Genomic DNA, 21823 nt, shown 5'->3' on the forward strand with positions numbered 1-21823 from the left:
TAAGCGGACCAAACTTGGCTCAAGGTTCAAACGTCTCGTTTGACGAGTCGCTTGCCTTGATATTTCAGTGACAGTGTCACTGACTCATCGGCAAGCGCCCACATGAATTACCTGATCAAATTATTAAAGAGCGTGCTCTGGACTCTATAGAGAGCTTAAAGAGCTGCTCTTGCGGCACCCGGCCGGAAGAGCGTCTCGCTTTGCAGCGCCTGTTGGCGCAGCGCCCTGCGAGGAAGGCGTATTCTACAGAATCGAAGCATTTCGTCAAGGCTTTCTTTTTTTCGCCGTACAAGCGATGCCTGCAGGACCCAAGAGAAAGCGAAGCGAGCCTGACGCGCATCCTGCGATGCCGTCCTGGCGACTCCGATCGAGTGGCGAGCATTTTACCGATTTCTCGTTGCCCGTCAAGTGGAGAATTTTTCGAAGACTTGAAAAAGCCTTTTCAAAACAATCACTTTACCACCCTTAACCGCCTGTGACGTTTGCTCGTCGCCGGCAGCGGATGCGTACTTTACGCATCACCTCCGGCCTTGGCAAGCGCTTTTCGTAAAAAAATGCCAGATCATCGAGCAGTGTCGATCCAACAGCGGCACCATCTTGTCCACACCGCTCTATGGAACCCCCTGTGGATGAATGCACAGACTGCCCCAGAAGGCGCTTTCGGCACTCATACAAGAACAGGAACGCCCGCGCTAGGCGGGCGTTCCTGTCGGTCGTCAGTATAACGAAGCGTTGGGCTTGCTGCTCACATCGGCCTCTATTGTTACCGCAAGATGATCCTGGGCTAGGTCTTGAGCTTGCGCATCAGCGCCATCGTCGGACCGGACGCCACATAGGTACCGAACAGCAGCAACAGCATGACCGACGGCTCGATCGAGATCACGACAAATCCCAGCACGATGGCCAGCAGGGCCACAAAGGGCACCGGCCCCTTGAGATCGACATCCTTGAAGCTGTAGTAGCGAATGTTGCTGACCATCAAAATGCCAGCCGCCCCTACCACCAGCAGCATCAACAGCTTGAAGCCAAGAGCGGTGGCGTCGAAGCTGTGGAACGTCCACACACTGGCCGCCACCAGCGCCGCCGCCGACGGGCTGGGCAAGCCGATGAACCACTTCTTGTCGACGCTGCCGATCTGCACGTTGAACCGCGCCAGGCGAAGCGCCGCACAGGCCACGTACAGGAACGCCACCACCCATCCGGTCTTGCCGATGTCCTGCAGGATCCAGGTAAAGGCGACAAGCCCCGGCGCCATGCCAAAGGAGATCATGTCAGCAAGGCTGTCATATTCGGCGCCAAACTCGCTTTGTGTATTGGTCAGCCTGGCCACCCGGCCGTCGAGGCCATCGAGCACCATGGCGATGAAGATGGCCACCGAGGCGGCGGTGAAATCGCCATTGAGGGCGGCGACAACGGCGAAGAAGCCCGAAAACAGCGCCGAGGTGGTGAACAGGTTCGGCAGCAGGTAGATCCCCCGCCGTCGCACCTTCTTGCCGTCCTCGACCGCTTCTTCCACGACTTCGGATTCCCGCATGAAGGCGCTGGCCAGATCTTCATCCTGGGGCTCTCGTGGTTCCTGCTCACGCTTGCCTGCGTCTTCGCTCATCTCTGTCATCCATTGGCTTCGAGTATGGGATCATTCTACACGACCGACCGGCCGTTACCGCCAACCTCGCGGCAGCCGTCCTCTACCTCCAGCCTCGGGCACCTGCGGGTTAAACGCAAGGCACAGCGCAGCATTCATGCGGCAGCACCATGACCACTCAGTCGTTCACCCATGACGCAACGGGGGAGGAGCACTGAGTGTGCTCCTCCCCCGTTTCTGCCCCCATCGGCGGGCAAGTCCGACGGTGGGCTACCAGGAACCCATCAGTTCTTGGATTTGTCGACCAGCTGGTTGGCGGCGATCCAGGGCATCATGCCACGGAGCTTCTCACCGACCTGCTCGATCTCGTGCTCGGCGTTCAGGCGACGACGTGCGGTCATCGAGGGGTAGTTGCTGTTGCCCTCGTTGATGAACATCTTGGCGTACTCGCCGGTCTGGATACGCTTGAGGGCGTTGCGCATGGCGGCACGCGACTCGTCGTTGATGACCTCAGGGCCGGTCACGTACTCGCCATACTCCGCATTGTTGGAGATGGAGTAGTTCATGTTGGCGATGCCGCCTTCGTACATCAGGTCAACGATCAGCTTGAGCTCGTGGAGACACTCGAAGTAGGCCATTTCGGGGGCGTAGCCCGCTTCTGTCAGGGTCTCGAAGCCGGCCTTGACCAGTTCGACAGCGCCACCACACAGGACAGCCTGCTCACCGAACAGGTCGGTTTCGGTCTCGTCCTTGAAGGTGGTCTCGATAATGCCGCTGCGGCCACCACCGATGGCGGCGGCGTAGGACAGGCAGAGCTCCTTGGCCTGGCCGGTGGCATCCTGGTGGATGGCGATCAGGTCAGGAATACCGCCGCCACGGGCGAATTCTGAGCGCACAGTGTGGCCCGGCGCCTTGGGGGCGATCATCACCACGTCCAGATCCTTGCGCGGCTCGATCTGGTTGTAGTGGATATTGAAGCCGTGGGCGAAGGCCAGGGTAGCGCCTTCCTTGAGGTTCGGCTCGATTTCCTGCTCGTAGATGGCCTTCTGGTTCTCGTCCGGCGCCAGCACCATGACGACGTCGGCGGACTGGCAAGCCTCGGCCACAGAGGCCACCTTCAGGCCGGCGGCCTCCGCCTTGGCGGCGGAAGAAGAACCCGGGCGAAGCGCGACGGTGACGCTGACGCCGGATTCCTTCAGGTTGTTGGCGTGGGCGTGGCCCTGGGAGCCGTAACCGACGATGGTGACCTGCTTGTTCTGGATCAGCTGAAGATCGCAGTCCTTGTCGTAATAAACGCGCATCTGGTGCTCCTGAAAACGAGTGCCTGCTCGGCGATAGAAGAGATCTTGTCTGTGTCGTGTTGCGTTCAGCGTTGATGGCCACCCGCGCCGTCTTGTGCGGCGCTGGGCAGACGAGGGGGCTCGCCCTCCGTCGATGCATCCCACCTTACGCCAGCGCCCGTGTTGCGTAAAACGCTATATTTGCAATACTACGTGCCAAAATATGCAATTACAGGTCAGGACTCCCCATGGACTTCCGCCCCCTGAAGCACTTTCTGATGCTGGCCGATTCACTGCACTTCGGCCGTGCCAGCGAGGCCTGCCACGTGAGCCCATCGACCCTGAGCCGCTCCATTCGCCAACTGGAACAACAGCTCGGCGTGGTGCTGTTCAACCGTGACAATCGCCACGTGGTGCTGACCCCCCAGGGAAAGCGCTTCCAGCGCTATGCCAAGGAAGCCCTGGAAGAGTGGGAACAGGTCCGCCTGTCGTTGCAGAGCGAGGCCAAGCGCCTCAGTGGTGAAATCAGCATCTACTGCTCGGTGACCGCGAGCTACAGCTTTCTCTACAGCCTGCTGGCCGACTTCCGCCAGCGCTATCCCGCCATCGAGCTCAAGCTGCACACCGGCGACCCAGCCCGAGCCATCCAGCGAGTGCTGGCCGGCGACGAAGACATGGCCATTACCTCACGCCCGCGCCGCCTGCCCGATGGTCTCGCCTTCAAGTCGCTGACCCGTTCGGCACTGGTGTTCATCGCCCCACAAGAGCAACGACCGTGGGTGCCACAGCAGCCGATGAGCCCGAGCCAGACACAGTGGCAAGGGGTGCCAATGATCCTGTCGGAGGCTGGGCTATCGCGGGAACTGGCCGACACCTGGTTCAAGGCGCTGGGCGTGACCCCGACCATCTACGCCCAGGTAGCCGGCCACGAAGCCATCGTCAGTATGGTCGGACTCGGCTTCGGCATCGGTGTGGTGCCACGCATCGTGCTGGAGGCGAGCCCGCTGGCCGAACGCGTGAGAATACTCCCGGTCAAGCCGGAACTGCCGCACTACGACGTGGGCCTCTGTGTGCTGGAGCGGCGTCTGAAGAGCCCGTTGATCGACGCCCTGTGGCAGGAAGTCGTGGAGCGTTGAGGCCGGGCACGAAAACGCCGCCCCGAGAGGCGGCGTAACAGGTTCACCGGCTGCCCACCAGGGCCAGCGGTTTGCTAGAGGCTCAGCACCTTGTCACCACGGGCGATACCCGAGACGCCGGTGCGCGCTACTTCGAGAATGCCCACGGGGCCCATCGCCTGCAGGAAGGCGTCGAGCTTCTCGGCATCGCCAGTGATCTGCACGGTGTACAGACTCGGGGTGACGTCGACGATCTGGGCACGGAAGATGTCTACCGTGCGCTTGACCTCATCGCGGGCAGCGCCCAGCGCCTTGACCTTCACCAGCATCAACTCACGCTCGATATGGTTGCCTTCGGTGAGATCCACCAGCTTGACCACGTCGATCAGCTTGTTGAGGTGCTTGGTGATCTGCTCGATCACCCGGTCGTCCCCGACGGTGGTCACGGTCAGACGCGACAGGGTCGGGTCATCGGTGGGCGCCACGTTGAGGGTTTCGATGTTGAAGTTGCGCTGGGAGAACAGCCCCACGACCCGCGACAGCGCACCCGGTTCGTTTTCCATCAGAATCGAGATGATATGTCGCATCAGGTCCGCTCCGTCTTGGAAAGCAGCATGTCACGCATGGAGCCCAGAGGCACCTGCATCGGATAGACGTGCTCGTGCGGGTCCACCGCGACGTCGAGGAACACCAGCTCATGGGTGTCGGCGAAGGTACGCGCCAGCGCCTCTTCCAGATCCTCTTTCTTCTCGACCCTGAGCGCGGTGAAACCGTAGGCCTCGATCAGCATCTGGAAGTCCGGCAGCGACTCCATGTAGGAGTGAGCATGGCGGGACTTGTAGTTGAGGTCCTGCCACTGGCGCACCATGCCCAGCGAGCCGTTGTTGAGATTGATGATCTTGACCCCACCACCGAACTGCTTACAGGTGGAGAGTTCCTGCATCATCATCTGGAAGCTGCCTTCGCCGGTCACGCAGACCACCTCCTCATCGGGGAAGTTCTGCTTGACGCCCATGGCCGCGGGAAAACCGAAGCCCATGGTGCCGAGTCCACCGGAGGTGATCAGCCGATTAGGCTTGTCGAACTTGTAGTACTGGGCAGCGAACATCTGGTGCTGACCCACGTCGGTGGTGACGTACGCCTCGCCACGAGTCACCCGGCAGATGGCCTCGATCACCTCCTGCGGCTTGAGCACCTCGCCGGGCCTGGACGGCTCGTAGAGCTTGCCCTTGCGCTCGTCGCGCCACTCGTCGATGGTCTTCCACCAGTCCTTGAGCGCGTCGGGATTGGCGATCTCATGGCCCTGCACCAGGCTGATCATTTCGTTGATCACGCTGGCCGCAGGTCCAACGATGGGTACGACTGCGCGCACCGTCTTGGACACCGAGCTGGGGTCGATATCCACGTGGATGATCTTGGCCGTGGGGCAGAACTTCGAGGTATTGTTGGTCACACGATCGTCGAAACGCGCGCCGATGGCGATCACCAGGTCGGCGTGATGCATCGCCATGTTGGACTCATAGGAGCCGTGCATGCCGAGCCAGCCCAGGCACTGATCGTCGCTCTGGGGATAAGCCCCGATGCCCATCAAGGTGGTGGTGATCGGAAAGCCGAGCTGCTTGACCAGATCGGTCAGACCCTCGCAAGCACGCCCCTGGACCACGCCACCACCGGTGTAGAACACCGGACGACGGGCCTTGAGCATCAGCTCGACGGCCTTCTTGATCTGTCCGGTATGGCCGCGACTGACCGGGTTGTACGAGCGGATCTTGACCTTCTTCGGATAGACGTACTCGTAGCGCTCGGTGGGCGCCGTCATGTCCTTGGGTATATCCACCAGCACCGGACCGGGACGCCCGGTGGCGGCGAGATAGAAGGCCTTCTTGAGCACCTCGGGAATCTCGCTCGGGTGCTTGATCGAGAAACTGTGCTTCACGATTGGCCGGGTGACACCGACGATATCGGTCTCCTGGAAGGCATCGTCACCGATCAGATGGCTCATCACCTGACCACAGAGCACGACCATCGGGATCGAGTCCATATAGGCAGTGGCGATGCCGGTCACCGCATTGGTGGCCCCCGGACCCGAGGTGACCAGTACCACCCCGGGCTTGCCGGACGCCCGGGCATAGCCGTCGGCGGCGTGGGTCGCGGCCTGCTCGTGGCGAACCAGGATGTGCTTGACCTTGTCCTGACGGAACAAGGCATCGTAGATGTGTAGTGCGGCGCCGCCCGGATAGCCGTAGATGTATTCCACGCCCTCATCCTGGAGGAAGCGGGCGATCATGTCCGCGCCTGAAAGCAATTCCACAGATGTATCTCCCCTGGAGGTCTCGAGTGCGATTCGCACCTGTCGTGGGTACGAAGTCGAGTGCAGCGGTATGCTGCTGCCGGCGCACCGGCACCTGATGCCAAACCCTGGCGTCCGTCGGCCCGGTTGGGGCCTGCACTCTCATCACGGCGGGTCACCGCGTCGGGGCGTTGGCCAGGCGGGGCGGTTAACCCGAACCTGGTAGTCCTTCGGCGGGTAGAGGCCCATTGGCCTACCCTTCACGCGGCGTTGGGGGTCACCCATCGTGCCGCGCCCGCAGTCAGGAACCCTCAAGATTCCAATAGCGCTCTGTGACTGTCAACCGCCGTTCCCATCGCGCTCGGTCAGAGCACTCTGAAAGGCCTCTTTTCGCGGGTGCAGCAAGACCAATGTCTAACGCCGTTTTCTCGAAATCTGGCCATGACGCTGCTGTAATGACGCCAGGTGACACGATTCACTTACTTTACCAGACACCGATGGAGAGGGTGCGGCGGAAAGTCGCCACGACAGCCGGAGCATGACGGCAGGATAGTTTCTCTCTGCCCCGCCCCGGGTCTGATCGGCACCGCTGACGATCAGCGAACGACTCGCCGACGCTTTCAAATCGGGTCGCTGACACTTGCCATCTGGATCGCTGACGCCTCAAGAGAGAATCGATTCATCCAAGGATTTCTCTAGGCGCTGTCCGAAAAGTCGACGAGCGAAGGTTAGACAAGGCAAAAATCGGTGAGAAAGCGCAGTTTACGGGGTGTAAAGGAGCATGTTGATCCGATTTTTAACGCCGTATTACCGAGCGCAGGCACTTTTCAGACAAGCCCTAGACAACCACAACAACGCCCCCCTTTCACAGGAGGTAGCACTACATGTCTCGCATCGTGCAATGGTCCATCACCGTGGCGCTGGCAGGATTCCTGTTCGGCTTCGACACCGCGGTCATCTCCGGGGCCGACAAGCCCATCCAGGCGCTGTGGGGTCTCAGCGACCTGCAGCATGGCCTGCTGATCATGTCCATGGCCCTTTGGGGCACCGTGATCGGTGCCATCTTCGGCAACTGGCCCACCGATGCGCTGGGAAGGCGCGCCACCCTGCTGATGATCGGTGTGCTGTACCTGGTCTCCGCGGTGGGCTCGGCGGTGGTGTCCGACCCCTGGCTGTTCGCCTTCTTCCGCCTGATCGGCGGCATCGGCGTCGGCATCTCGTCGGTGGCGGCCCCCACCTATATCTCCGAGATCGCCCCGCCGCGCCATCGCGGCTTTCTGGTCGCCATGTACCAGTTCAATATCGTCTTCGGCATCCTCATGGCATTCGTCTCCAACTATGTGATCGGCAGCCTGATGAGCGACGACGCCTGGCGCTGGATGCTGGGTATCGAGGCCATCCCTGCACTGATCTACACCCTGATGATCACGCGTGTCCCGCGCAGTCCGCGCTGGCTCATCCTCAAGAAGAACGCTATCGAGGAAGCCGGCCAGGTACTTCGCCAGATCAACCCTGACGCCGATGTCGACGCCGAGATCAACGCCATTCGCGCCGCCGAAACCGACGAAGCGTCCGCCAAGGCCCCCTTCTTCTCGCGTCGCTATCGTCTGCCGATTCTGCTGGCCTTCCTGATCGCCTTCTTCAACCAGCTCTCGGGCATCAACTTCATCATCTACTATGCCCCCCGGGTGCTCGAAGCCGCCGAACTCGGTAGCCAGGCAGCGCTTCTGTCCACCGCCGGCATCGGTCTGGTCAACCTGGTCTTCACCATGATCGGGATGTCGCTGATCGACCGCTTCGGCCGCCGCACCCTGCTGTTCATCGGCTCGGCCGGCTATCTGCTGTCGCTGGTGCTGATCTCTCGCGCCTTCTTCGCCGACGCCCTGGGCGGACTCGAAGTCCCGCTGCTGCTGGGACTGTTCATCGCTGCCCATGCCATCAGTCAGGGTGCGGTCATCTGGGTGTTCATCTCCGAGGTCTTCCCCAACCACGTGCGTGCCCGCGGCCAATCCTTCGGTGCCTCGATCCACTGGGTCTTCGCTGCGCTGATCACCCTGGTCATGCCCTGGGTGCTGGGCACCTTCAGCGGCGGGCCGGTGTTCGCCTTCTTCGCGGTAATGATGCTGCTGCAACTGGTGTTCGTGATATTCCTGATGCCAGAGACCAAGAACGTCAGTCTCGAGGAACTGCAAAAGCACCTGGTGGGCGACAACGTACGCCTGCGACGCGTGCACCTGTCCGGCGCCCGGGCGACGCGCTAGGCGCTGTCCGAAAAGTCGACGAGCGAAGGTTAGACAAGGCAAAAATCGGTGAGAAAGCGCAGTTTACGGGGTGTAAATGAGCATTTTGATCCGATTTTTAACGCCGTATTACCGAGCGCAGGCACTTTTCAGACAAGCCCTAGGGCTTGGCAAGAATAAGCCCGCGCTCGTTGCCCTTTCGGGCAGAACCCAAGCCTTGAGGAACGCCACGAAAAAGCCCGCCGGGTGGGGAACCGGGCGGGCAAGGGGGTCACAGGACGCAACCTGACCTTCAGTATAGCGACCGATTAACCATTTGCTTGAGAATGGGTATTCGAATTACCCATCATGCACGAATGCCAGCCGAAGGCATCAGGCCCCTCCTTGATGAAGGGGCCTTCTTGCGTGATCGACCCGTGGTCAGCGGTCGAAACGTAACTGACCATCGTCGGCGACCACGCGGATCACGTCGCCAGCGCTGAACTTGCCGGCCAGCAGGTCCTGTGCCAGCGGGTTCTCGATCCGGCTCTGCAGGGCGCGCTTGAGCGGACGAGCGCCATAGACGGGGTCGAAGCCGACCACCGCCAACAGTGCCAACGCCTCGTCGGAGACCGTGAGCCCGAGATCGTGTTCTGCCAACCGCGTGCGCAGACGTTCAAGCTGGATGCCGGCGATCGCCTGGATCTGATCCTGGCCGAGGGCGTGGAACACCACCACTTCATCGATGCGGTTGATCAACTCAGGCCGGAAGTGGCTTCCGACCACCTCCATCACCGTCTGGCGCATGCTGTCGTAGTCGGCGTCGTCACCACCGAACTGCTGGATGATGTCGGACGCCAGGTTGGAGGTCATCACGATGACGGTGTTGCGGAAATCCACCGTGCGCCCCTGGCCGTCGGTCAGGCGACCATCCTCCAGCACCTGCAACAGGATGTTGAAGACGTCCGGGTGGGCCTTCTCCACCTCGTCGAGCAGCAGCACCGAATAGGGTTTGCGGCGCACCGCTTCGGTCAGGTAGCCGCCTTCTTCATAGCCGACATAGCCGGGAGGCGCGCCGATCAACCGCGCCACCGAGTGCTTCTCCATGAACTCGGACATGTCGATGCGCACCATGGCTTCCTCGGTGTCGAACAGGAAGTTGGCCAGGGACTTGCACAGTTCGGTCTTGCCCACCCCGGTCGGGCCGAGAAACAGGAAGGAGCCGTTGGGCCGGTTGGGGTCGGCCAAGCCCGCGCGGGAGCGCCGCACCGCGTTGGCCACGGCGGTGACCGCCTCGTCCTGACCGATGACCCGCTCGTGCAGGGCCTCCTCCATACGCAGGAGCTTGTCGCGCTCACCCTCGAGCATCTTGGCCACCGGAATGCCAGTCCAGCGTGACACCACCTCGGCGATTTCCTCCTCGGTGACGTTGGAGCGCAAAAGCTTGTGGTGACGGGTGTCCGCCTCGGCATCGCCGCTCTCGGCAATCTTCTTCTCGAGCTCCGGAATCACCCCGTACTGCAGTTCCGACATCCGCCCGAGGTCACCCTGGCGGCGAGCCTGCTCCAGGTCGACCCGCGCCCGGTCTAGTTCGTCCTTGAACTGGGCCGCGCCCTGGATGCTGGCCTTCTCGGCCTTCCAGATCTCGTCCAGGTCGGCGTACTCGCGCTCGAGCTCGCCGATCTGTTCCTCAAGGGTATCGAGGCGCTTGCGTGAGGCCTCGTCGGTTTCCTTCTTGAGGTGCTCGCGCTCCATCTTCAACTGGATCAGGCGACGATCCAGACGGTCCATTTCCTCCGGCTTGGAGTCGAGCTCCATGCGAATGCGCGACGACGCCTCGTCGATCAGGTCGATGGCCTTGTCCGGCAGCTGACGATCGGTGATGTAGCGCGTCGACAGCTTGGCCGCCGCGATGATCGCGCCGTCGGTAATGTCGACGCCGTGGTGCACCTCGTAGCGCTCCTTGAGGCCACGCAGGATCGCCACCGTGTCTTCCTCGCTGGGCTCGTCCACCTGCACCTTCTGGAAACGCCGCTCCAGCGCCGCATCCTTCTCGATGTACTTGCGGTACTCGTCCAGGGTGGTGGCACCGACACAGTGCAGCTCACCCCGGGCCAGCGCCGGCTTGAGCATGTTGCCGGCGTCCATGGCGCCCTCGGCCTTGCCCGCACCGACCATGGTGTGCAATTCGTCGATGAACAGGATGACCCGCCCTTCTTCCTGGGACAGCTCGTTGAGCACCGCCTTCAGGCGCTCCTCGAATTCACCGCGAAACTTGGCGCCAGCCAGCAGCGAGCCCATGTCCAGCGACAGCACGCGCTTGTCCTTGAGCCCCTCGGGCACCTCGCCGTTGATGATGCGGCTGGCCAGCCCCTCGACGATGGCGGTCTTGCCGACGCCGGGCTCGCCGATCAGCACCGGGTTGTTCTTGGTGCGCCGCTGCAGCACCTGGATGGTGCGACGGATCTCGTCGTCACGCCCGATCACCGGATCCAGCTTGCCGTCGGCGGCCCGCTGGGTCAGATCCAGGGTGTACTTCTCCAGCGCCTCGCGGCTGTCCTCGGCGTTGGCGTCATCCACCTTCTGGCCACCGCGCACGCTATCGATGGCGCCCTCCAGCGACTTGCGCGCAAGGCCAGCCTGGGTCAGCGCCTTGGCCACGGCATGCTTCATGGCGATTGCCGCCAGCAGTACCAGTTCACTGGCGATGTATTGATCGCCACGCTTCTGGGCCTCGGCATCGGTGAGGTTGAACAGCTTGATCAGATCCCGGGACGGCTGCACTTCGCCGTCGAACTGGGCGACCTGGGGCAGATCGTCGATCTGGCCCGCCAGGGCGTCACGCAGCCGACCGGCGTCGCCCCCCGCCTTCTGTACCAGCGCCTTGACGCCGGTGTCGCGGTTGTCGAGCAGCGCCAGCAGCAGGTGCGCAGGTTCCATCTGATTGTGCCCACGCCCCACGGCGAGGGACTGGGCGTCGGCGATAGCCTGCTGCAGCTTGGCGGTAAACTTGTCAAAACGCATCGATATCTCCTTTCGGGATGGCGATGCGTTCGGACGCACCGCTTGACCCTGTCAATGTGACTTGACAGAGATATGGCGGTGCTTTAGGGACGTTTCAAGTCTAGTGAAGCAGTTTCACGTCTAGAGGGGAGTCTCGGGAAAAGTACGACGTCGGTCCGTTCTATCGCAGCCAGATCACGCTGGCCATGCGCCCGGTGACGCCGTCGTCACGACGATGGGAATAGAAGCGTGATTCACAGGCGGTGCAGAAGTGCCCGCCGCTGACGTGGGAGACGCCAAGACGTTCAAGCCGCAGACGCGCCAGCTTGTAAAGGTCCGCCATATAGTGCCCCAGGCGATAGGGACTCGGTTCAAAGGCGCTGGCTGCCTCGGGGTGCACGCCGCAGAAGGCCTCACGCACCTCGGGGCCAACCTCGAACTGAGCGTTGGAGATCGCCGGCCCCAACCAGGCCATCAGTTCCCCAGGCGCAGTGCCCAGGGAGGCCACGGTAGCCTCCAGCACGCCACCGGCCAGGCTGCGCCAGCCAGCGTGGGCCAGCGCCACGCGCTCTCCGCCACGATCACAGAAGAACACCGGCAGACAGTCCGCCGTCAGTATCACGCAGGCGTAGTCACGGGTGGTCGCCACCGAGGCATCGGCCTTGGGTATGGTGTCACTGAAGCCATGCTGGACGCTGGCACCGTGGACCTGATCGAGCCACAGCAGCGGACGCTCATCGCCCAGTTCCTTGCTCAACTGGCGCCGACAAAGCTCCACATGTTCCGGCTTGTCGCCGACGTGACTGGCCGGGTTGAAGGCGGCGTAGGGCCCCTGGCTGGGGCCGGTCTCGCGGGTGGTGACGAAGGCACCGACATTGGCCGGAGCAGGCCAGTCGGGCACGATCACGCTGGGGCGCAGGTCGAGGGCATCGATCATTGCATGGTCTCCGCATCGTCACGCAGGAAGTCCAGCAGCATCAGCAGGTCATCCGGCAGCGGCGCCTGGAAGCTGACCTCCTCACCGCGACTCGGGTGGACGAAGGCCAGTCGACGCGCGTGCAGCGCCTGGCGCGGAAACTCGCGCAGGATCTCCTTGAGCGTCTGCTCCGCTCCGGGCGGCAGCTTGAGTCGCCCACCGTAAACCGGGTCGCCGATCAATGGAAAGCGCCGGTGCGCCATGTGCACGCGAATCTGGTGAGTACGGCCGGTCTCCAGCTTGCAGCGAACGTGGGTATGGGCACGAAAGCGTTCCACCACCCGATAGTGGGTCACCGCCGGCTTGCCCGAGGCGGTAACCGCCTGGCGCTTGCGGTCCTTGGGATGTCGGCCGATCGGCGCATCCACGGTGCCGCCGGAGGTCATCTTGCCCACCACGATGGCGTCATACTCCCGCGACACGCTACGCGCCTGCAGCTGCGCCACCAGGTCAGCGTGGGCGGCCAGGGACTTGGCCACCACCATCAGCCCGCTGGTGTCCTTGTCGAGGCGATGCACGATACCGGCACGAGGCAAGGTGGCGGCGTCGGGAAAGTGGTGCAGCAAGGCATTGAGCAGGGTCCCGTCGGGGTTGCCCGCAGCGGGGTGAACCACCAGCCCCGGCGGCTTGTTGACCACCAGTACCTGGTCGTCCTCGAACACCACCTCAAGCGGAATATCCTGCGCCTCGAAGCGAGTGTCATCCTCGATGAGGGCCTTGAGCACCAGCCTTTCACCACCGTGGACCTTGTCCTTGGGCTTGGCCGCAGCACCATCCAGGGTCAGGGAACCGTCCTTGATCCAACCCTTCAACCGCTCCCGGGAATAGTCGGCAAACAATTCCGCTGCGGCCTGGTCCAGGCGATAGCCTGCCATGTCGAGGGGAATGCGACTGTGGACGTCGAGGGTCTGTGACATGGTTCGGAACACTTCTCTGTGGGGATCGAAGATTGATGGCAACTCGCGCACAAAACACGTGGCCCGCAGCAGGAAGACTGCGTTTCCAGGCAAGGTGCTTTATAGTGGGCGGATCGCGGCCGATTCTACCACGGCCGACCCGGGTTGTTTGACACGAGGACCAAGATGCGCGTTTTCACTACTTCCGCCGCTCGCCTGGGCGCCCTGGTGTTGATGGGCGCGGTACTCGGCGGCTGCGCCAGCAACGACGTCGAGGAAGAGCGCTACGACGGCGCCACCGAACGCCAGCTCTACCAGGAAGGTCGCCAGGCCCTGGAGAACGGCAGCTTCACCACGGCCATGAACCGCCTGGAAGCCATCGACACCCGCTTCCCCTTCGGCGACTACGCCGAACAGGCCCAGCTCGAACTCATCTATACCTACTACGAGATGGATGACTGGGAAGCCGCCCGGGCCGCCGCCAGCCGCTTCATTCGCCTGCACCCCAACCATGCGCAGGTCGACTACGCCTACTACATGCGCGGGCTGGCCGCCTGGCAGGCCGGTCGTTTCAGCCTGGAGTCGCTCAAGGTCATCGATATCTCGGAGCGGGACCTCGGCGCTACCCGAGACGCCTACACCGACTTTACCGACCTGATCACCCGCTATCCGGACAGTCCGTACGCCCCGGACGCGCAACAGCGCATCATCTACCTGCGCAACCTGCTGGCCCAGCAAGAGCTGCATGTGGCCGACTTCTACCTGCGCAAGAAGGCCTACATGGCCGCCGTGCAGCGGGGTCGCTGGGTGTTGGAGAACTACCCCCAGGCCGAGGCTACCCGCGACGCCCTGGCGGTGATGGTCGAAGGCTACCTCGGCATGGGCCTGCGTGACCGCGCCAGCGAGACGCTGCAGGTGCTGATCGAGAACGACCCGGACAACGAGCGCCTCAACGGTCGTCGCTTCGAACCCAAGTACGTCGACGGCGCCCCACTGAGCGCCTGAACGACCACAAGGCAGGCGGCGCCGTGAGGTGACCGGCAGGCCAATGAAAGGAGAAGGGGCCGCCCATGGGCGGCCCCTTCTTGTTGCAGCGCTTGCTGTCATTCGCTCTGCGCTTCGTTTCCTTTCTCTTCGTTCAGCTCCCATCTTGACGCCCAGGGCAGCGATCCACCGTCATTCCGCCGTCGCTGGCCTGTGGCTGCCCTTGGCGTCCACCGCAGGCCAGGCTCCGGCTATTTTCTGCTTCTACTCAACCTGTCGATGCCTGGGACGGTGTGCCCTCGGGCTCCCGACGCTTGAACTGCTTGGAGCGCTGCAGGCCCCAGTAGGCGAAGACGAAGTAGATAACCGTGCACCAGATGGTAATGTCGTAGAACAGTTCACGATTGACGTAGTACTGATACAGGTCGGGGCTTTCAAACATCACCCGCCAGGCCAGCACCGCTGGCACACCCAGTCCAACGATCCCCCACATCACCTTGATGCCCTTGGAAAGCAGTGTCTTGTCCTCCACGCCCTCGCGGTACTTTTCCGCCGCCTTGCGCCGGTGATGTTCGACCACCCGCTCGTTGAACTCCTGCTGGGCCTTTTCCTTCTCTGGATAGGCCTCACAGGCACCGGCCCTTCGCGCCAGCACCACGTAGACCAGGATCGACACGAACCAGGTCGGCAGGAACAGGTAGTAGAACGGCATCACGTCGAGGACATTGAGCCCAAAACCGAAGATCAGCGAGATACCCCAGCTGGCGATCGCCGGACGGTTGTCGGCAAGACCCTTGAAGTTGGCCCAGTAGCGGGTCATGCCGAGCCGCGGGAACAGCTGGTACTCGGCAAAGGCGATGCCGCCCACCGGCACCAGGATCAGGCCGGCGTAAGTCAGCAGCGGCAACATGCTACGGTAGACGAAGGGGAAACAGCTCGCTCCCATCACCCCGAGCCCCACCAGCATGGTCACCTTCCAGCGCTTGACCTCGGGCATCAGCGCCTGGGCGGCCAGACCGGCGCGGTACAGGTTGGAATTCGCCGTGGTCCAGCCGGCCACGATCACGATCACGAAGCCGGACATTCCCAACGCGTAGAACGCCACATCGCCGGGGTCGACCACCAGGATACTGAGCTTCATGGTGGCGGCGGTGGCCGCCCCCATCAGGCCCGCCGAGATCCAGGCAACGTAGTGGCCGAACATCATGCCGGTACTGGTGGCCAGGGCGTAGCGCTTCTTGCGGGCATAGCGCAGAAGCGCCATGTCGATCAGTCCGAAGTGGGCGAAGGTATTGGCGGCCCAGGCGAAGCCGATGACCTCCCACAGCCCGATCCCCGGTTCGCCATCGGCGTTGATGCCGGTAAATACGCTGGCACTGGCGATGGCGACGAAATCCGAAAAACTCGTCAAGGTGGTAAAACCGGTCACCGACTCCGACAGCGCCGGTATCAATACCATGCCGCCGGCGGTGAACATCACCATCAGCCAGGGTGCACAGATGCTGGCGAACTCGCTCAGGGCGTTGAAGCCAAAGGCCGCGACCAGCACCACGATGGCCCCTACGGCAAAGGCGATGATGACGAAGGCCATGTCGGTGGGATAGGGCGCCACCTGAGGTGGCACATCGAAAAGCACCCGCACCGCGGTAGCAGAGACCGTGATCATGGCCGCCGAGATGGCAGCAAAGATCACCACATTGGCGCCGTTGTAGAGCTTCGCCATGACGTTGCCGGCGATGCGTTCCAGGTAGGCGAAAAGACTGAGCCGGGTGCCGACGGCGATCGGTGCGGTGATCAGGGTAAAACTCAGTATCGCCAGGGTGTTGCCGATGACCAGACCGATCAGAATGTCCCAGATGCCGGCACCGAGGCCGACGAAGGTGGCACCGATCACGAACTCGGTCGCGGCCACGTGTTCTGCGGCATACAGTCCGAGAAAGTGCTTGGCACCGTGCTGCTTGTGGGGCGGAACCGGCAGCTGTTCATCGTCGACGCTGTCTAGAGATTGCTGCGGGTCAAATCCGGATGTCGCCATGGGCGCCTCCTTGTGTGTCACTCATCTCGCTTGCGGGTGAACGTCGCACCTGCGGGCTCACCCGTTCCGCCGGCTTCCTTCGAGGAGCCGATCGCCACTACTGCTGAGCAAAGCGTGCCTGCTCGGTCACCTTCTCGGTGACCCACTGAGCATCTTCGATGGCTTCCTCGGCGGAGATGTCTCCGGCCAACGCCTTGGCGAAGCGGTTACCCACCGCCGTACCGATACCCTGAAAAGCGGGGATCGCCACGTACTGAACGCCTCGATAGGGCACCGCTTGTACCGTCGGGTCATCCGGATTGGCGCTTCTCAACGATTCCAGCACCAGCTCACTGTAGGGCGCTGCCTCGCGGTAACTTGGATTGTCGTAAAGCGAAGCACGGGTCCCCGGCGGCACCTGGGACCAGCCCTCTCGCTCGGCCACCAGTTCCTGATAGCCCCTGGAGGTGGCCCAGGCGACAAAGCGCTTGGCCGCCTCGCTCTGCTCGGAACTGGTGGGAATTGCGAGCGCCCAGGCCCACAGCCAATTGCTGCGCTTGTCCAGTCCGTGGTCAGGCGCAAGGGCGAACCCCACGCGATCGGCGACCTCGGAGGCCTCGGGATCGGTCACCGCGGATGCGGCCACGGTGGCATCCACCCAGATGCCGCACTTGCCCTGTTGAAACAGCGCGAGATTCTCGTTGTAGCCGTTGTCTTCCGGATTCGGCGGGCCGTACTCTCCCAACAAGCTCAGATAGAGATCCAGCGCATCGCGCCAGCCACCTCCCTCGAGCTGTGGCTGCCACTCTTCATCGAACCAGCGACCTCCGAAGGCGTTGGCCATGGCGGTCAACAGGGCCATGTTCTCGCCCCACCCCGGCTTGCCCCGCAGGCAGATGCCGTAGTGTTCATCGGAGTCCGAGAGCTTTTCTGCCGCCTGTGCCAGAAAGTCCCAGCTCGGCGCCCTGGGCATGCTCAGGCCCGCATCCTCGAACAGGTCCGTGCGGTACATGGTGAAGGCGGACTCCGCATAGAAGGGAGCCGCGTAGAGAACATCCTGATAGGACAGCGCCTGGCGCACGGTGGGCAGCAGATCCTCGGGCTGGTAGTCGCCAGGCATGTCGGCGATGGGTACAAGCCAGCCACGCTCCGCCCAGATGGGGGCTTCGTAGGTGCCGATGGTAACGATGTCGAAGCGCCCCCCGGAGGTGGCGATATCGGTGGTGACCTGCTGGCGCAGCGTACTCTCGTCCAACGTCACCCAATTGAGCTGAATATCGGAATTCTCCGCGACAAAGTCCTCGCTCAGCTCTCGCATCCGCAGCATGTCCCGGTTATCCACCGTGGCAATGGTCAACTCGGCAGCCACGCCATGCTGGGCAAACACCGCCCCACACCCTATCACCAGCGCACAAGCGGTTTTAACTCGAAAGGACGTCATCATTCGCGCTCCCTCTGCCGGCGTTATAGGTTCCTATTCTAAAAAACCTTAGCACCATCGAGTCGCCCCAACATTGAAATGTCGCGCTTTATTTACCGGGACATTGGTCTAAACACACCCAGAAACCACTATTACAAATTAATTTAATTAGGCATATATGATTTCAAAAAACCCATGAAAAACAATGGCAAGGAATAAATCTGCGCCTATCCCCCTGAAAACAACCATACTAGTTCAGCAAGAACTGCGATATCGCCTACACCTCGCACCGCACTCTTCTTCATTACCTTTACGATGCCTATTGGCGCTTCAGTCATGAAGGCTTAAATCATCTCTTCCGACGAATATACAAAGTGACGTCGATCACCGTGTAAAAACGGCGTACGCATCAAAGCAAATACCATCTAATGGTCGCGGGGCTTTAGGCGCTGTCCGAAAAGTCGACGAGCGAAGGTTAGACAAGGCAAAAATCGGTGAGAAAGCGCAGTTTACGGGGTGTAAATGAGCATTTTGATCCGATTTTTAACGCCGTATTACCGAGCGCAGGCACTTTTCAGACAAGCCCTAGCGAGCGCAACAGAAATCCCGGCCCGGGAAATCATGACCAACGACGGGAAGTGACGTCACAAACAGCGAAGGGTGGGCATAACATCGCCACCCGCCGAGCCGATCTGGCCCGACGGGTGGCGTACCGACAAGAGGAAAGAAGCAGGTCTCGTCAGAGGCCCGGTTGCCATCCATTGACGATAGGATAACGACGGTCACGGCCGAAGCCGCGCTGGGTCACGCGCACGCCTACCGGTGCCTGGCGGCGCTTGTACTCGCAGCGGTCCACCAGCTTGACCACCTTGTAGACGTCCTCGGCGCTGAAGCCAGCCTCGATGATCGCCTCGGCGCTCATGTCGCCTTCGATGTAGCGCACCAGAATGGCGTCCAGGGTGTCATAGTCCGGCAGCGAGTCGCTGTCCTGCTGGTCCGGCGCCAGTTCCGCCGAGGGCGGACGCTCGATGACACGCTCCGGGATCACCAGGTTCTCGGTGTTGCGCCAGCGCGCCAGGCGATACACCCAGGTCTTGTAGACGTCCTTGATGGCGTTGTAACCACCGACCATGTCACCGTAGAGGGTGGCGTAGCCCACCGCCATCTCGCTCTTGTTGCCGGTGGTCAGGACCATCAGGCCCTTCTTGTTGGACAGCGCCATCAGCAGCACACCGCGACAGCGCGACTGGAGATTCTCCTCGGTGGTATCGCGCTCGGTACCCTCGAAGCTCTCGGCCAGGGTCTCCATGAAGGCTTCAACCATGGGCGCGATCGGCATCACTTCATAGCTGACCCCAAGCAGACGGGCCTGCTCGGCGGCGTCTTCCTTGGAAATGTCGGCGGTGTAGTGATACGGCATCATCACCGCATGGACCCGCTGGGGACCGAGTGCATCCACCGCGATGGCCAGCGACAGGGCCGAATCGATGCCGCCAGACAGCCCCAGCACCACGCCCTTGAACCCACTCTTGTTGACGTAGTCACGCAGACCGGTAACCAGAGCGCTGTAGAGGTCTTCCTCCGGCGCCACGTCCAGATCCACCTCGCCCTGGCGCGGGGTCCACTTGCCCTGCTCCTCGACGAAGTGCACCGGGCTCAGCCAGATATCCCAGTGCGGCGCCTGCACCGCCAGCTTGCCTTCGACATCGACACAGCAGGAGCCACCGTCGAACACCAGCTCATCCTGACCGCCGATCTGATTGACATAGACCAGCGGCAGGCCGACGTCACTGGCACGCTGCTCGAGAAGCTCGAGCCGCTCGGCCGGCTTGTTCTGGTGGTAGGGCGAGGCATTGAGGGTGACCAGGATATCGGCACCGGCGTCGCGAGCCTGGCGGACCGGCGCTTCCTGCCAGATATCCTCGCAGATCAGAATGCCGAGCCTGGCGCCCTTGTGTTCCACGACCAGCGGCGTGTCTCCGGGCTGGAAGTAGCGCTGCTCATCGAATACCTGATAATTGGGCAGGGCCTGCTTGGCATACTCATCCAGCCACTGGCCGTTGTAGAGCACGCCGGCCATGTTGTGCAGCGCGCCCTCGCGACGGCCGGGATAGCCCACGATGACCATGACGTCGCGGACCATCTTTTCCGCCATGCGGGTACGCGCCTCGCGCAGGCGGGTCTCCATCGACGGCCTCAGCAACAGGTCCTCGGGCGGATACCCGGTCAAGAACAGTTCCGGCAGAACAACCACGTCGGCACCGTGCTCGAGGAAAGCCTCGCGTACGGTCTCGATGGCCCGGTCGGCGTTGCCGGGGATGTCGCCGACCAAGGGGTCGAGCTGCGCCATCACCAGAGTCAGGTCTTGCATGAGCGGAGAAATCTCTCGAGAATCGGGGGGATCAGCCCCCATTGTCCCGCAAGGGCCGCCAACAGGCAAAGGCCGCCTCCAATCCGTGTGGAGTAAGGATGAACCTCTTGATAATCCGCCTTCTGATCTTCGCCGTGGTGTTCTTTGCCGGGCTCAAGCTTTATCGCATGTACCGCGAGTGGAAGTTTGAGCAGCAGGATCAAGGCCCCACCTCCCACGAGGGAGGAAAAATGGTGCGCTGCACCTGGTGCAAGGTACACCTGCCCGAGCAGGACGCCCTGCGCGAAAAGGGCGAGTGGTTCTGCTGCGGTGACCATCGTGACAAGTTCATCACCGAAAGCCGCCAAGGCGACGATGCTGACGGCGATAACGGCGATGATACCCAGGGGCGTTAGACGCCCCGACAGTCACGCCGACGCCCAGTTGTCCGACGTCTCGCTGCCCATTGCTACCTCACCCTGCCCCTGCTTCGATCGCCTCACTCCCGGTCAGCTTGGGCGCTCTTACACACGTCCTTGCAACCGATAGGGCGCGGGATCAATGATCGGCTCTCTTCCCAGCAGTTGATCCACCAACAGTCGCGTCGAGGCCGGCGCCAGCACCAGCCCATTGCGGTAGTGCCCGGCGTTGACGTGCAGGTTGTCCCAGCCGGGGGCCTGGCCGATATAAGGCACCCCGTCCGGTGATCCTGGCCTCAGCCCGGCCCAGTGGTGCTCGATCTCGCAGTCGGCCAATGCCGGAATGATGGCGGTAGCGCTACGCCATAGTGAGCTACGGGCGTCGTCGTCGGTGCCCTTGTCGAACCCGGCGTCTTCCAGGGTGGAGCCGGCCAGGACCCGCCCGTCGCCGCGAGGAATCACGTAGCGTCCATCCATCAGCACCACCCGCTCGACCAGTCCGGGTGGTGCCTTGAACAGAATCATCTGACCCTTGACCGGGCGTACCGGCAGATCGAGCCCGGCCATGTCGGCAAGCCCCGCCGACCAGGCGCCGGCACAGATAACCACTTGATCGGCACTGAGGTTGCCCTGGTCGGTGTTCACCACCGCCACCCGCTCCCCTTGCCGCTCGAACCCGGTGACCGTGCATTGCTCGCGCAACGTCACCGACGTCATGTCTTCCAGTCGGGACCTCAGCGCGCGCATCAGACGGGGGTTACGAATGCTGCCCAGGGTCGGCATCCACAGCGCCTCGTCGATATCGCGGCAGGCGTTGGGTTCCTTTCGGCGGATCACTTCAGCGCCTACCCGCGACAGCGGCTTGCCAACCTCCCGCGCCCACTCGAGTGCGCGCGTTTCGTCATCCACCCTCAGGTAGAGAAGCCCTTTCTGACGATACTCCGGGTCGACCCCGGTCTCCTCCAGCAGGCGCAGGGCCAGTTCGGGGTAGGCCCCCTCCGACCAGCTCGCCAGGCGCGATACCGGCGAGCTGTAGCGCCAGGGATAAAGCGGCGAGACGATCCCGCCCCCGGCCCAGGAGGCCTCGCTACCGCAGCCGCCTCGCTCTACCACCGTCACACTGTGACCGGCATCGGCCAGTTGCAGTGTCGTCATCAGCCCTATGACGCCGCCGCCAATCACCAGGAAATCACTCAAAGCGCTTCTCCAACGTCTGCTCTCCCTTCTCCGAGCTAGGCTCAAGGAACCCTGAATTCAAACAACAACAACCAC

At 62.3% G+C, this 21823-nt stretch carries 15 protein-coding genes; 4 read left to right on the plus strand and 11 right to left on the minus strand.

What is annotated here, in order from left to right:
- Positions 1–784 precede the first annotated feature (784 nt).
- Both pssA and ilvC read right to left on the minus strand, forming a co-directional pair.
- Positions 785–1606 carry a CDP-diacylglycerol--serine O-phosphatidyltransferase gene (gene pssA / locus KUW00_RS16275; protein ID WP_045994259.1) on the minus strand — a complete coding sequence of 274 codons (822 nt, stop codon included), beginning with the start codon at positions 1604–1606 and terminating at the stop codon, positions 785–787.
- 263 nt (positions 1607–1869) lie between these two features.
- Positions 1870–3030, minus strand: coding sequence for a ketol-acid reductoisomerase (gene ilvC, locus KUW00_RS16280; protein WP_258184008.1), 1161 nt, complete (start codon positions 3028–3030; stop codon positions 1870–1872).
- An 83-nt stretch (positions 3031–3113) separates the two neighbouring features.
- Between ilvC and ilvY the strand changes: the two genes are divergently transcribed.
- Positions 3114–4001 (plus strand): HTH-type transcriptional activator IlvY, encoded by an 888-nt coding sequence (gene ilvY / locus KUW00_RS16285; RefSeq protein WP_045994257.1) that lies wholly within the window; start codon positions 3114–3116, stop codon positions 3999–4001.
- A gap of 74 nt (positions 4002–4075) precedes the next feature.
- Here ilvY and ilvN read toward each other — a convergent pair whose 3' ends face one another.
- Positions 4076–4567: an acetolactate synthase small subunit gene (gene ilvN / locus KUW00_RS16290; RefSeq protein WP_045994256.1), complete on the minus strand. Its 492-nt coding sequence runs from the start codon at positions 4565–4567 to the stop codon at positions 4076–4078.
- Positions 4567–6291, minus strand: coding sequence for an acetolactate synthase 3 large subunit (locus KUW00_RS16295; protein WP_222569620.1), 1725 nt, complete (start codon positions 6289–6291; stop codon positions 4567–4569). Before KUW00_RS16295 ends, ilvN begins: the two co-directional genes overlap by 1 nt.
- Positions 6292–7154: 863 nt before the next feature.
- On the opposite strand from KUW00_RS16295, the gene KUW00_RS16300 reads away from it, so the two are divergent.
- Positions 7155–8531, plus strand: a complete 1377-nt coding sequence (locus KUW00_RS16300; protein ID WP_213230475.1) for a sugar porter family MFS transporter — start codon at positions 7155–7157, stop codon at positions 8529–8531.
- 399 nt (positions 8532–8930) lie between these two features.
- Here the strand turns inward: KUW00_RS16300 and clpB are convergent, their stop codons facing one another.
- From clpB to rluD, 3 genes are all read right to left on the minus strand, one after another.
- Positions 8931–11513: an ATP-dependent chaperone ClpB gene (gene clpB, locus KUW00_RS16305; protein ID WP_045994253.1), complete on the minus strand. Its 2583-nt coding sequence runs from the start codon at positions 11511–11513 to the stop codon at positions 8931–8933.
- Between the two features lie 160 nt (positions 11514–11673).
- On the minus strand, positions 11674–12429 hold the full coding sequence (gene pgeF / locus KUW00_RS16310) for a peptidoglycan editing factor PgeF (RefSeq protein WP_045994252.1): 756 nt from the start codon (positions 12427–12429) through the stop codon (positions 11674–11676).
- Complete coding sequence (gene rluD / locus KUW00_RS16315; RefSeq protein ID WP_108133540.1) at positions 12426–13385, minus strand: 23S rRNA pseudouridine(1911/1915/1917) synthase RluD; 960 nt, start codon at positions 13383–13385, stop codon at positions 12426–12428. The genes pgeF and rluD overlap by 4 nt, the downstream gene beginning before the upstream one ends.
- 165 nt (positions 13386–13550) lie before the next feature.
- On the opposite strand from rluD, the gene KUW00_RS16320 reads away from it, so the two are divergent.
- Entirely contained in the window at positions 13551–14369 is an 819-nt protein-coding gene (locus KUW00_RS16320) for an outer membrane protein assembly factor BamD (RefSeq protein WP_045994250.1), read from the plus strand.
- 247 nt (positions 14370–14616) lie between these two features.
- Here KUW00_RS16320 and KUW00_RS16325 read toward each other — a convergent pair whose 3' ends face one another.
- The 3 genes from KUW00_RS16325 to KUW00_RS16335 form a co-directional block, all read right to left on the minus strand.
- Positions 14617–16383 carry a purine-cytosine permease family protein gene (locus KUW00_RS16325; RefSeq protein WP_108133538.1) on the minus strand — a complete coding sequence of 589 codons (1767 nt, stop codon included), beginning with the start codon at positions 16381–16383 and terminating at the stop codon, positions 14617–14619.
- A gap of 97 nt (positions 16384–16480) precedes the next feature.
- Entirely contained in the window at positions 16481–17806 is a 1326-nt protein-coding gene (locus tag KUW00_RS16330) for an ABC transporter substrate-binding protein (protein ID WP_222569621.1), read from the minus strand.
- Positions 17807–18521: 715 nt separating this feature from the next.
- The gene (locus KUW00_RS16335) at positions 18522–20153 is read right to left on the minus strand and encodes an NAD+ synthase (RefSeq protein ID WP_222569622.1); all 1632 of its coding nucleotides are present in this window, start codon (positions 20151–20153) and stop codon (positions 18522–18524) included.
- 98 nt (positions 20154–20251) lie between these two features.
- Here KUW00_RS16335 and KUW00_RS16340 point away from each other — a divergent pair, with 98 nt between their 5' ends.
- Positions 20252–20548, plus strand: a complete 297-nt coding sequence (locus KUW00_RS16340) for a PP0621 family protein (protein WP_108133534.1) — start codon at positions 20252–20254, stop codon at positions 20546–20548.
- A gap of 108 nt (positions 20549–20656) precedes the next feature.
- Here the strand turns inward: KUW00_RS16340 and thiO are convergent, their stop codons facing one another.
- Entirely contained in the window at positions 20657–21748 is a 1092-nt protein-coding gene (thiO, locus tag KUW00_RS16345; protein WP_222569623.1) for a glycine oxidase ThiO, read from the minus strand.
- Between the last annotated feature and the right edge of the window lie 75 nt (positions 21749–21823).

The organism is Halomonas sp. DP5N14-9 (assembly GCF_019802175.1).
GTDB lineage: Bacteria > Pseudomonadota > Gammaproteobacteria > Pseudomonadales > Halomonadaceae > Halomonas > Halomonas litopenaei.